11 protein-coding genes are annotated in these 12,480 nt (G+C 30.0%); all 11 read right to left on the reverse strand.

Annotated features, from left to right (window positions below; all coding sequences use genetic code 11):
• Positions 1–29: 29 nt before the first annotated feature.
• Positions 30–260, reverse strand: a complete 231-nt coding sequence (locus CQ046_RS04000) for an acyl carrier protein (RefSeq protein WP_105701031.1) — start codon at positions 258–260, stop codon at positions 30–32.
• Positions 241–1,002 (reverse strand): GNAT family N-acetyltransferase, encoded by a 762-nt coding sequence (locus CQ046_RS04005; RefSeq protein ID WP_165790458.1) that lies wholly within the window; start codon positions 1,000–1,002, stop codon positions 241–243. Before CQ046_RS04005 ends, CQ046_RS04000 begins: the two co-directional genes overlap by 20 nt.
• A 73-nt stretch (positions 1,003–1,075) precedes the next feature.
• Entirely contained in the window at positions 1,076–2,602 is a 1,527-nt protein-coding gene (locus CQ046_RS04010) for an AMP-binding protein (RefSeq protein ID WP_105701033.1), read from the reverse strand.
• A 9-nt stretch (positions 2,603–2,611) separates the two neighbouring features.
• Positions 2,612–3,217 carry a sugar transferase gene (locus tag CQ046_RS04015; RefSeq protein WP_105701034.1) on the reverse strand — a complete coding sequence of 202 codons (606 nt, stop codon included), beginning with the start codon at positions 3,215–3,217 and terminating at the stop codon, positions 2,612–2,614.
• 12 nt (positions 3,218–3,229) lie between these two features.
• Positions 3,230–4,129 carry a glycosyltransferase gene (locus CQ046_RS04020; RefSeq protein ID WP_105701035.1) on the reverse strand — a complete coding sequence of 300 codons (900 nt, stop codon included), beginning with the start codon at positions 4,127–4,129 and terminating at the stop codon, positions 3,230–3,232.
• A gap of 18 nt (positions 4,130–4,147) precedes the next feature.
• The gene (locus CQ046_RS04025; protein WP_105701036.1) at positions 4,148–5,134 is read right to left on the reverse strand and encodes an EpsG family protein; all 987 of its coding nucleotides are present in this window, start codon (positions 5,132–5,134) and stop codon (positions 4,148–4,150) included.
• 160 nt (positions 5,135–5,294) lie between these two features.
• A complete protein-coding gene (locus CQ046_RS04030; protein ID WP_105701037.1) occupies positions 5,295–6,170 on the reverse strand; it encodes a glycosyltransferase family 2 protein in 876 nt (291 codons plus the stop codon).
• 3 nt (positions 6,171–6,173) lie between these two features.
• Entirely contained in the window at positions 6,174–7,448 is a 1,275-nt protein-coding gene (locus CQ046_RS04035; protein ID WP_105701038.1) for a flippase, read from the reverse strand.
• Positions 7,449–7,761: 313 nt separating this feature from the next.
• Positions 7,762–8,775, reverse strand: a complete 1,014-nt coding sequence (locus tag CQ046_RS04040) for a Gfo/Idh/MocA family protein (protein ID WP_105701039.1) — start codon at positions 8,773–8,775, stop codon at positions 7,762–7,764.
• A gap of 24 nt (positions 8,776–8,799) precedes the next feature.
• Positions 8,800–10,095 (reverse strand): nucleotide sugar dehydrogenase, encoded by a 1,296-nt coding sequence (locus CQ046_RS04045; protein ID WP_105701040.1) that lies wholly within the window; start codon positions 10,093–10,095, stop codon positions 8,800–8,802.
• Complete coding sequence (locus CQ046_RS04050; protein WP_105701041.1) at positions 10,092–12,479, reverse strand: GumC family protein; 2,388 nt, start codon at positions 12,477–12,479, stop codon at positions 10,092–10,094. Before CQ046_RS04050 ends, CQ046_RS04045 begins: the two co-directional genes overlap by 4 nt.
• Position 12,480: the final 1 nt, after the last annotated feature.

The raw sequence follows: 12,480 nt of genomic DNA on the forward strand, positions 1-12,480 counted from the left end.
AATTTTTTTATTTGAAAAATTAATTTTCATTATTGTGCACCGTTCTTTTTAAGCAATGTCTCTATAGCATCTACAGACTCGAAATTCTCTGGTAAAATATCTGTACCATCTATTGAAATTGCAAAAGCCTCATCAAGTTCCGTTACCAATGTAATTAAATCAAAGGAGTCTAACATACCTTGAGAAATAAAGTTTGTTTCTGTTCCGAAATCGAACTCAGGACGAATTCCGTTTAATATTTCAATAATTTGGTTCTTCATATTTTTTATCTTTATTTATTAAAATCAAATTGTGCATGTCTTCTTCAACAAACCCAAAATGCTTATATCTTTTTATAGCGTTTTCATTACTTTCAATTACCCAAAACAGCTCTCTCTTTACATTTTCACCGATATTGAAAAATAATTGAATAAGTTTTGATCCAATTTTTTTGTCGCGATAATTTGGATGTACAAACCAGTAGCGTAAGTGGCTGGTGATTCCGTGAGACTCAAAAACAATAAAACCCTGAATTTCATCATTATCCGAGAAATAATAGGTATTTTTATTATTAATAAACCCGTCTATCTCTTCCATTGTAGGAATTCGCTCAACAAATTTATCAAAATATTTTTTGTAAAGTTTCTGAAATTCCTTTTTCTTATCTACAGTGAGCAAATGAATATTCTCAAAATCTACTTCTTCTATCTCGTTTCTTATTTTACTCATTCTTACCATAGAAGAATATTTATAAAACCCATTTTGAAGGAAAGTTTCTTTAATATTTTGTAAATACTTAGAGCTTCCTGCGATTTCTACTGAAATATCTGCTGTCAGTTTTCGAATTTCGTTATTTAAAAAGAACTTTATTTCTGTAATGTCCGAAGCAATAAAATATAATCTCGTAAACCCATCATCACCTGTCAGCAAAAAACATGCTTTTTCTGTTTTAAATACCTGAATTTTATTTTCAGATAACAACTGATTAAATTGCAATTCAGTCATAAAGAAATTGGTTTTCATTTCTTTAGATTTTAACCTAAACAGTTCAGATTTTATATCGGAATAAGTAAAATGCTCAACGTGCTCCATTTTCTTATGCGTTAGCTTGTTGATTTAAAAATGCTCTGTCAATTTTACCATTGGGATTTCTAGGCATTTCATCATAACGTATATAGACTGTTGGAATCATATATTTTGGCAGATTTGCTAACAATTCTTTTCTGAACACAGCAGGTTCTATATCTGTTGGGTTTTCGTAATATAAAACAATTTCCTTGTTGTCACGATTATAAACACAACATGCATTTTTAGCAATTTTCAGGGTATTTACAACAATATGCTCTATTTCACCCATCTCGATTCTATACCCTTGATGTTTGATTAATGTATCTTTTCGACCTTTGAAAATAATTTCGTTTCTTTCGTTAAGAGCAACTATATCTCCTGTTCTGTAAATAACTTCCGGATAATGTGTATTCAAAGGGTTTTGAACAAAAGCAGCGGCTGTTTTCTCAGGATTATTATAATAGCCTAAAGCTAATGAGCTTCCTCTTACACATAACTCGCCTTCTTCACCCTTTTCTGCCAATTTATCTTCATCAGTTATGATTAAGACATCCGTATTTCTATAAGGAATACCAATTGGAAGTGGCTCGTTATCTTCAAAATCTCTATCAACAATGAAGTATGTACAATCTAGAGTAATCTCAATAGGTCCGTAAAGATTTGCAAACTTTGTATGGGTAAGTGTTTTTTTCCAATAATTAAATTGTTTTGTAGGAAAAACCTCTCCTGCAAACCAAACCAACTTCAAGGTATCAAGATTTACTTTTGTAAGTAAATCCATATTGGCGATGTTTACCATTATAGTAGGAACCCAGAAGATAAAACTTACTTTGGTTCTTTGCATTTCCTCTAATATTTTTATAGGAAATGCTGCCATATTTTCTGGTAAAACCACAATACAGCTTCCTTTAGAAATCAACATGCAAAGTTCATAGCTAAAAATATCAAAAATTACAGGTGACAAAGACCCAATAACTTCGTTTTCTGAAAACTGAAAAATTTCATCAGAAACCTCAATAAAATCTACAAAACTTCTATGATTAAGTGCAACGGATTTTGGTGTTCCCGTAGAGCCTGAAGTATTGATTACACAAGACATATCAGTATCAATACTTCTCAGTTGTAATCTTTCTAATAATTGCTTATCCTTTGATTGGTTATCAAAATCTAATTCGTCAATAAGAATGATTTTATCTGCAGCATAAATTCCCTCCAGTCCTTTTAGCAAATTTTTAGTTGTAATGATAAACTCCGGCTGAACCAAATCCAAAATATTCTCAACACGCTGTGAAGGACTTTTTATATCTAAATTAAGATAAGCATTTCCTGTAATCATTACGCCTAAATCTACTATAACACAGTTAATAGATTTTGGAAGATATACAGCAATAGGTTTATTAATTACATCAGATTTTTCAAGAATCAAATTCCCTAAAATACAAATGTTTTTATATAATTGATTAAATGTAATTTCTTTATCATTTTCGATAACAGCAGTTATATTTCCTTTTTGTTTTACTGTTTCGATCAAGTATTCGATTAAGTTTCTTTTCATACTATTTTTTTAATTATTCCCATTAAACCCTTCCATTGTAACCTGGCCTTCTTGAGAAATTCCTTCTCTGATAATTACTTTTTTAATGGTTAAGAAATATATTTTGATGTCCAAAATTAAGGATATATTATCCACATACCAAACATCTAATTCAAATTTGTGCATCCATGAAATAGCATTTCTACCATTAATTTGTGCCCAACCAGTAATTCCTGGACGAACTTCGTGACGACGCATTTGAACTTCATTATAAAGAGGCAAATATTGTGGTAATAAAGGCCTTGGTCCAATTAAAGCCATATCTCCTTTTAACACATTTATCAATTGTGGTATTTCATCCAAAGAAGTTTTTCTGACAAATGCTCCAATGGGTGTTAGGCGTTCTGCATCAGATAATAAATTGCCCTTCACATCTTTCTTATCATTCATTGTTTTGAACTTGATAATTTTAAAAATCTTTCCGTTCAAACCTGGTCTTGCCTGAAAAAAAAATGGTTTTCCTTCATTTACAAAATACAATCCTATACTTACGAATATAAATACGGGTGAAAGTAGAACCAATCCAATGAGTGCTGCTAAGAAATCAAAGACGCGTTTGAAAAAATTTTTATACATACACGGAACAAATTAAAATTTTAATAAATTCAATACTGCAAAAATGAGAAACTTTTTTTTATCCCTCATCAATTCTGTGTTATATTTTAAGATAACTTTATTTCTTGCAATATATCCTTTCAAAAATTGCTGATAGATTGAATAAGCCTCTGAGTTTTTATTTAAATATTTAATATAGTTTTTTGCATGATTCTGATAGTACCCATTAAATACTTCTGAAGATTTTTCTTTAATCGTATTCCATGATAATTTATTAAGATGCCCATGTACATTTTCCTGATGCAAACGATAATGGATATATGAATTCTTATCTATAATTACTTTGTAATTTCTTGACCTGGCAAAAAAATAGACTAACCAATCATGCGAAAATCCTTTCCAATCTGAAGAATCAATAGTCTTTAAAAAGTCTTGCAAGTCTTTGGCAAACTTTTTTGTAAAAAGATAAGTACACCCTGCACTTCCCCCTTCAAATAAAAAATCAAATTCTTTTTGTGGAAAGTCTTTTTTAAGCTCACTAAAGATATCTGTTCCCATATCCCATTTTGTGAGGTTGGAACAATACAAATCTCTTTTTTCCTGTTGTAATAATTGAACTGCTTTATTCATCTTTTCGGGCAGCCATATATCATCCTGATCCGAAAATGCAACATATTCAAAATTTTCTTCAAAACGAAGATTAGCAACCATTTTCAAAAAATTCTTCGCCGCAGATCCCGTGCCTGGTGTATTTTTAGTGATAGATATCTCCGGATATTTGTTTTTAACAATATCTAGCGTACCATCTCTACTTCCATCATCTCCTACCACAATGTCTACTATAACATTTGTTTGGTTAAGAATAGAGTCTACTTGCTCCTGAATATATTTTTCGCCATTATAAGTAGCCAATAAAATTTTTATTCTCTCCATGAAATCTTTTTTTAAAAACTATCGCAAATCCGGATGATTCCCTATAAAATTATAAACAAAATAAAGTACAGTCAAAATTACACACCTATTCAAAAAGCGATCCAATTTTGTTATTGTATATGTGGGACTGATACTTAAAAAAGATATTGCGTAGATGGAAAATCGAAAAAACATCACTGGATTTATAATAAAAAAGGCCACACATAGCAGATATAGAATAACAAATATTTTGGTGTATACAATTTTTTTATTAAAATAAAATATAAAAAATACTACCAAATTAAATATTGTAAAAAAAATATAATGTGAAGCTGAAATTGCCCTATCCGATGTTGAATAGGAATCATATTTTAATAATAATGAAGAAAATATTGGAAGATTAGCAAACATGGCTATTATCCCAACACCACCAAAGGCAAAAATGAAAAACCTTAAGTCTACTTTGTCATTTTTAAAAAAGGATGTAGCCAATGCCATTACACTACTTATGTGCATTAAAAGGGCTGCATATCCCCAATACCAGACTTTCCCTCTCTGAATATAATAGAAAAAAACAGTAACCAACATATATGCGGGACCATTTCTTATTAAGGTAAAAGCGATTAGAAAATAATACGTTGCATAAAAAAAAATTTTTTTCCATAGAGCAACATCTTTTAATGATGCCAACCATATAAAAAACAATGTACTAATAGCAAAATTAAAATAATAAAGAATAGGAATTACCTCTTCCCAGCGAAAAAAGAACTCTAATAATCTTTTAATATAAAATAAATAAGGTTCTTTAAATATTTTGACATAAAACGGTATATTATCTTCCATATAATTACCATAATTGTAATAATATGCACCGTAGTCTGCATTAGCCTCTAATGGAACCAAATATCTTGCAACAATTGCTGCAATACTATACAGAATAGCAAAAAATGCAAATGCAGGCTTAATCTTAAATTGATTTGCTAAAAGGATATATAACAATAATTGTAATACTATGAAAAAATACATTTACTTTCTTTTAATAAAATTTGAAGTAAGTTACCAATTTTGTATGATCTAAATAATAGATTCTTTGATTCTATTTTAGTTACCAATTACTTAAGTACTTTATCTTCATTGTATGATTCAGGTTTAATCAATTATTTCTGATAAAGTTTTGTATTAACAATTACCTAAGTTTGTTTTGCAACATATTTATATTGCGTGGGAAATTTTTTATGTAATAATAAAAGAGTGCCATAATTACATTTGTACTCCAATATAATTTGGTAATAGGCTTAATTATTTTATAATAATAATAGTAATATTTTGGCATTCTTTCGAAGACAACGGGTTCGATAAAAGCAGCATAGTTTGCAAAACATATAATCTTACTTTTTAGCTGTTCTTCTGTGTTATTAGTAGTGCCTCTATTGTACCATCCTAAGTGTCTGGCTTCAATTTCAGATCTATCAGTGCGACAAACATAGTAATATGGCCTAACAAGAGAAGCATGTCCTATAGAAAACCTAAATTTATTGTATACAAAGAGATCCGTTCTATATATGGCTAATGTAGTATCTACCGGAGCTATCCTGTTTTTACTTCCAATTGTTGGCTGAGCATCATGAATAAGTTCTTGTTTTACAACTTTATCATATATTTCACCTTTATCAATATCAGAATATTTAAGAGATATTCCTAATTTTCCGATACATACATTATTATCCATCTCATCCACCATTCTTTCAAGCCAACATTTTTCTTGTAGAGCAGGTACTTCTATATCGCAATCGGAGAATATATAATATTGATAATCTTTTTTCCAATTAGGGTGTTTGAAAACTGCATTAAATCCAAATAACCAGTTATTTTTTTTAGAAAAAATTAAATAAAAATTATATTTCTTCTGTAATTCTTCCAATTTTGCTTTCAGATTAGGAGCTGAAGCATTATCTATTAAAAAAATTTCAAATGGATATCTGGTATTTTTATAGATAGAGTCCAACATTATTTCTAAATTAATAATGTCATCTTTATGTAATATAACAATAGGTATGGTCATAAACTATAATTTAGATCTAATTGGTAATAAGTTAACTTTTTTACAATAAATGAAAAGTAATATAGCGACTAACGTTTCACTTAAAAGGGTAGATAAGGCAGCACCTATATCTTTTAAATAATATATCAATACTGTAGCAACACAAAGGTTCACTAAACCTACGATCAATACGGCCTTAGTATAATATTTACTATAATTAAAGACCAGCAATGTAAAAGTTGCCAGCACCGTATCAATGATCAATAAAAATGGTATTGGCAGCATTATTCTTAATGAAACTAATGACATGGAACTATCTTTACCAAAGAAATACAGAAGAATATATGGGGATCCAATGAAAACTAAAAGACAAATCAGTAAAAATACCCCACCCATAACCACAAGGAATTTAAAATTAAATGCTAATAGTTTTTCTTTCGATTCCTTTGCTTTAATACTTAAGAAAGGATATAATGATTGTGATATAGGATTAATAACACTTTTCATGGCTGCAATAATTCTCTCTGCCAGCGTATAATATCCAACAATTGTATTATTGTAGAAAAAACCTAATAAAATAACCGTTGAAAAAGTATAGAGGGTTACAGACAGATTTGAAACAAATAATGGCATAGCATCTTTAAGGTAATAAGTGATGGTTTCCTTTGTTACTCTTACCAGAACAACATTGTATTTTATTCTTATAATTAAAATGGATATAACCGCTGATACAAAATTCCCAATACAGTAGAAAATAGGAACCAATAAAAAATCATTAGTTTTCTTTACAAACAAAAAAATAAAAATTGTAGAAAGTACTTTTGTAACAATATTAATTATAGTTATATTTTTCATTTTTTCCACACCCTGAAAAAACCAGTTGGAAAAAAATGTTTGTCCAATTATTACTAAATATGAAATATAATACAAATTGGCATTATGGCTTAGTTTGGGTATACACACCACAGAAACAAACAATATAACAAAGCCTATAATTATCAATAAAATCTTACTATATGTTATAGCTGAATATATTGTATTTAATGATTCTTTATTATCTCTATTTAAGGCTACATGCCTGGCTCCTGATAAATTAAATCCAAAATCTATAAAGATCTGAAAATAAAATAAGAGGGCTGTAGAGAATGATATCAAACCAAAATTATCTACCCCCAGTGTTCTAAATAAATAGGGAAAAGTAATAAGGGGTAAAATAAAGTTTAGCCCTTGAAGTATAAATAGCGAAATAAAATTATTAATCTGAACTCTATATTCTAATAATCTTTTATAGATTTTCATTGGATATGTATGGTTAACTGTGGCCGTTTTGGTTTAAAATATTTCAAAAAAACTCATTCTATTCCAAATAAAGAGAAAAGCATTTTCATTTATTTATTTTGCGTATGTTATTTTTGATTTGATAAGATACAAAGCTGTATCTTTTTTCGGAAAAATCCAATCAATAAATTATCTTCCTATTTTAATTCATATTAATTACAACTTAAATCTAAATAACTTCGTTAGAAAAATTTAGGAAACCATGTCTAAAGCTTACTATTCTTAAGTCATCTTTGATTAATTTTTATATATGAATCTGAACACAATAAAAATTTTATTTTCTTAATGCGTAAATTCTTTCAATAATGTCCACAACTTTTAGTCCTTCCAAAGCATTGGTAGTTATTGTATTTCTTTCTCTTAATACATCTACAACATTTTCAATAACATAGTCATGATTAGCTACCGACCCCTTATAGGCTCCGTAATCATTAACCAGATTTATAGGCGATAATTCCGGCATTATATAGTTTTTTACATTACAGACTTCAACCTTATCCATATATTGTCCTCCAATCTTTACCGCTCCGTTTTCGGCAATAATTGTCATTGAACTTTCCAGATTCTGATTCCAAACTGAAGTAGAATAGTTTAGGGCTCCCATTCCACCATTCACGAAATCAAAACTCACAAATCCCGAATCTTCAAAATCAGTAAGATTTTTGTGATTAAAATCTGCAAATTTTCCATTAATATTGGTAATATCTCCAAATAACCAATACATGATATCTATAAAATGAGAAAACTGTGTAAATAGGGTACCTCCATCCAAATCCAGCTTACCGTGCCAAGATTCTGGTTTATAGTATCGGTTATCACGATTCCAATAGCAATTAAGCTGAACCATATATATTTCTCCCAGCATTTTGCTTTCAATCATTTCTTTGATCCAAACTGAAGGAGGAGAATAACGATTCTGCATAACAACAAAAATATATTTGTGTTTCTGCAATGCCTGATAAACAAGTTTTTCAGCATCTTGCTTATTAAGCGCAAGGGGTTTTTCAACCACAACATGTTTTCCTGCAGATAATGCCTTATAGGCCTGTTCAAAGTGAAAACCGTTGGGTGAGGCAATATTAATTACATCTACATCAATTCCTGAACTAAGAAGTTCATCTAATGATGTAAAAAAAGGGATATTCAAGCTTTCCATTTCTAAAGCAGATTTATCTTTAACATCTACTAAAGCTACAAGCTCGCATTCAATATTCCTTGATATTATTTCAGCATGTCTTTTTCCGATATGTCCACAGCCTACTACTGCGAATTTTATTTTTTCAGACATTATTATACTTTAATTTTTTGAAAATTATAATCTGGCATCTACCGAATTTCTGTCTAAACAGGCTTTGGTATCAAAAACAATTGAATTTTCTTTTTTCAATGCACTTAAATCCATTTGAAGAAATTCATTATGAGAAACAGCTAAAATCAGAGCGTCATATTTTTTTCCTTCAATAAGAACATCCAAAATATCAATCCCATATTCATGTTTTACTTCTTCTTTACTGGCCCAAGGATCATAAATATCTACATTAACACCATAATCAGAAAGTTCGGTATAAATATCTAATACTTTTGTATTCCTTACATCCGGGCAGTTTTCTTTGAATGTAACACCTAGAATCAATGCTTGAGAATCTTTAATAACTTCACCTTTTGCAATCATCAATTTTACTACTTTAGAAGCAATAAATTTTGCAATTGAGTCATTTACACGACGTCCGGATAAAATCACATCAGGATGGTAGCCTAATTGTTCCGCTTTATGTGCAAGATAATAAGGATCAACAGAAATACAATGTCCTCCTACTAAACCAGGTTTATATTTTAAAAAATTATATTTCGTTCCGGCAGCTTCCAAAACATCATTTGTATCAATTCCTATTCTGTCAAAAATTAGTGCCAGTTCATTTACAAAAGAAATATTTACATCACGTTGTGCATTTTCAATAGCTTTTGATGCTTCAGCAACCTTCAGACTGGATGCTTTATGTGTTCCTGCTGTAATAATTTTTTTATAGAGTTGATCTACTTCTTCGGCAATTACCTCTGTAGAACCGGATGTTACTTTTTTTACACTGGTAAGTGTATTTATTTTATCTCCTGGATTAATTCTTTCCGGGGAATATCCTACAAAGAAATCTTCATTATATTTTAGTCCTGAATATTTTTCTAAAACAGGTACACATTCTTCTTCTGTACAACCAGGGAACACGGTTGATTCATAAATTACAATGTCTCCATTTTTGATAATGCCTCCCAACATTTTTGAAGCAGAGATCAAGGGTTTAAGATCCGGAGCATTATATCTGTCAATAGGTGTAGGAACTGTTACAATATAAATATTAGCATCTGCAATATCAGATAATTCACTTGTTGCCTGATAGCCTATTGTTGCATTAGATTCTGTATATTTTTTTAAAGCTGTAGTAAGTTTTTCAATATCAGCTTCAAGAGTAATATCCTCACCTTTATTAAGTTCACCAACACGTTGTGTATTGATATCAAATCCTAATACAGGATAATGAACTGCAAATTCTAAAGACAATGGAAGTCCTACATACCCTTGCCCTATAACAGCTATCTTATAATTTATCATCATTTGTTAAATTTGTTTCTAACTTTTTGAAACCATGATTTTTCAACATGGTTATTATATCCATAGCCGTATTTGTTACTGTATCCTAAATTTTCTCTATTAACATCATTAAGAACAAAACCAACATTGCTTATTTTCTTCTGATCAATATTAATATTAGCAAATTCCATTAATGATTTTTCAGTATATCTGGATCTAGATACATAGATGGTAACATCGGCCAGATCAGAAATAAGGAATGTATCAGTAACAAGAAGCAATGGAGCTGTATCAAGAATGATATAATCATATTTTCCTCTCAATTCTTCAAGAAGTGATTCATAACGACCATTAGATAATAATTCTGTTGGGTTAGGAGGAATCATTCCTGAATAAATAACATCCAAATGAGGGTTAAAGGATGAAATGTGAATAATATCTTCAAGTTTGGTATTATCAGAATAAAGGAATTCAGTAAGCCCTGTAAGTCCTTTTCTGGCAGGATTATATCTTTGAAGTTGAGGGTTTCTGATATCTGAACCTATTATGATAGCTTTTTTCTTAGGGTTAGCAAGTGTAAGAGCTAGGTTAACAGAAGTAAAAGTTTTACCTTCTCCCTTAACTGTAGATGTAACAAATACAATTTTACCTTTTTTATCCTTAGGGAGCATGAAGTTCATATTAGTAATAAGAATTCTGAACGCCTCTGCCATTGGTGTAATATCATTCACCTTAACGATTTCAGAATCTCCTTTTTCAAGACTTGGTAATTCTGCAATTACAGGAGCATGAACAATTTTCTCTAAATCATGTTTAGTTTTAATCTTATTATTAAATAGATTTTTCAAATATATAATGGCAACAGGAATCAATAATCCAATAATAAATGCCGCTAAAAGGATTATCATTTTTTTAGGTGCAACAGGCCCTTGTGATGAATATGCAGTATCTATCACTTTAGCTTTTGGTGCTGTAATAGATTGTGCAATAGCCGTTTCCTCTCTTTTTTGTAATAATAACAAATATAGATTTTCTTTTATCTGCTGCTGTCTTTCAATACCTCTAAACATTTTTTCAATGGATGGAAGTTTAGAAATCTTTTCAGAGACTTTATTTTGTTCTCCCAAATATTCACCTCTTGCAAGCTCCAATCCGGTTTGATTTTTTTGTAAGCTTTGAACAATAGAAGTACGCAAAGAATTAACTTGTTTGGTAATGTCAACAACTGCAGGGTTTTCTGGTGTAGCAGATTCTAACAATCTGTTTCTTTGTAATACCAACTGATTATAGTTTACAATTCCTGCTACAGCTTCAGAATTATTAAGACCTACATTTGCAGGTAATACCTGATACTGCCCTTGTTTAGAAACGAAATTAAGCAAGGAATTGGTAAGTTCTAGTTGAGCATTTACATCCAATTGTTTAGCTCTTGCAGATGCAGAACTCTCCAGACTAATTTTTGCTTCTGTTTCTAAGTCCGTTAAATTATTTTTAGCTTTAAAGTTCTCTTTTTCATTTTCTACCTGGCCAAGCTCTACAGAAAGCTTCTTTACTCTATCTTCAATAAAGTCCAGTGTTTTTTTAGATTCCTGATTTTTATCTGTAATCGCATCATTATTATACATTACAACTAATGTATTCAAAATGTCTGCGGCTTTAATTGTTTCTGGATAGTTTACTTCAAGTCCTACAACAGTAGTTTCTTTGTTTACCACTCCAATACCCACTTGTTGTTGCAAACTATTAACTTTTGCTTCAATTGGCGAGATAAAAAGTTCTAAATCATTAGTGTTTACATCTTTTATTTCGTTTGGATTAAACTGTTCGTTTTTAACGATAATAATATTTGCAAAAGGCAGATTTATTGTTTTTCCGAAACCGGAAACAATATTTTTTTCTAACTCATCTGAAGTAATGCTAATTTCATTTCCTTTTAGAGAAACATTTAAAGGCTTACCCGGAAATTTTGCGAGAGGTTTCTCGTTAATTACTTTTACAATAATAGGAGATGTAGTTTTATATAACTCTTTTTTAATTACTTTTCCTTTTGCAAAAATATCAACCTGCAGGTTTTTAGTAATCACTACATCTCTCATTAGTCTTTTAGACTTGAGAATCTCAATTTCATTTTCAATACTATTGGTTTTCATCCCTCCAAATCCTGATAAATCCTGCAGCACGCCGGTATCAGTATTTGCACTAGGAGTATTTTTGGTATCTTTAATTAAAATTGTAGTTTTTATATTGTATACAGGAGTTATAAATTTAAATGCAATATAAGCCATCAATACAAATAAAAGAGCCGAAACCACAAACCATGGCCATCGTTGTAAATATGGCTTTACAATCTCATTAATATTATATTGATTTTCTGTATGAGAAAACTGAGTAGAATCCTGATTGTTCATT

The sequence above is a fragment of the Chryseobacterium sp. MYb7 genome (assembly GCF_002979455.1).
Classification (GTDB): Bacteria; Bacteroidota; Bacteroidia; order Flavobacteriales; family Weeksellaceae; genus Chryseobacterium.

What these genes read in the sequence shown, in the direction of transcription:
- CQ046_RS04000 (WP_105701031.1), bottom strand. Translation starts at nt 260, where the DNA reads ATGAAGAACCAAATTATTGAAATATTAAACGGAATTCGTCCTGAGTTC.
- CQ046_RS04005 (WP_165790458.1), bottom strand. Translation starts at nt 1,002, where the DNA reads ATGAAAACCAATTTCTTTATGACTGAATTGCAATTTAATCAGTTGTTA.
- CQ046_RS04010 (WP_105701033.1), bottom strand. Translation starts at nt 2,602, where the DNA reads ATGAAAAGAAACTTAATCGAATACTTGATCGAAACAGTAAAACAAAAA.
- CQ046_RS04015 (WP_105701034.1), bottom strand. Translation starts at nt 3,217, where the DNA reads ATGTATAAAAATTTTTTCAAACGCGTCTTTGATTTCTTAGCAGCACTC.
- CQ046_RS04020 (WP_105701035.1), bottom strand. Translation starts at nt 4,129, where the DNA reads ATGGAGAGAATAAAAATTTTATTGGCTACTTATAATGGCGAAAAATAT.
- CQ046_RS04025 (WP_105701036.1), bottom strand. Translation starts at nt 5,134, where the DNA reads ATGTATTTTTTCATAGTATTACAATTATTGTTATATATCCTTTTAGCA.
- CQ046_RS04030 (WP_105701037.1), bottom strand. Translation starts at nt 6,170, where the DNA reads ATGACCATACCTATTGTTATATTACATAAAGATGACATTATTAATTTA.
- CQ046_RS04035 (WP_105701038.1), bottom strand. Translation starts at nt 7,448, where the DNA reads ATGAAAATCTATAAAAGATTATTAGAATATAGAGTTCAGATTAATAAT.
- CQ046_RS04040 (WP_105701039.1), bottom strand. Translation starts at nt 8,775, where the DNA reads ATGTCTGAAAAAATAAAATTCGCAGTAGTAGGCTGTGGACATATCGGA.
- CQ046_RS04045 (WP_105701040.1), bottom strand. Translation starts at nt 10,095, where the DNA reads ATGATGATAAATTATAAGATAGCTGTTATAGGGCAAGGGTATGTAGGA.
- CQ046_RS04050 (WP_105701041.1), bottom strand. Translation starts at nt 12,479, where the DNA reads ATGAACAATCAGGATTCTACTCAGTTTTCTCATACAGAAAATCAATAT.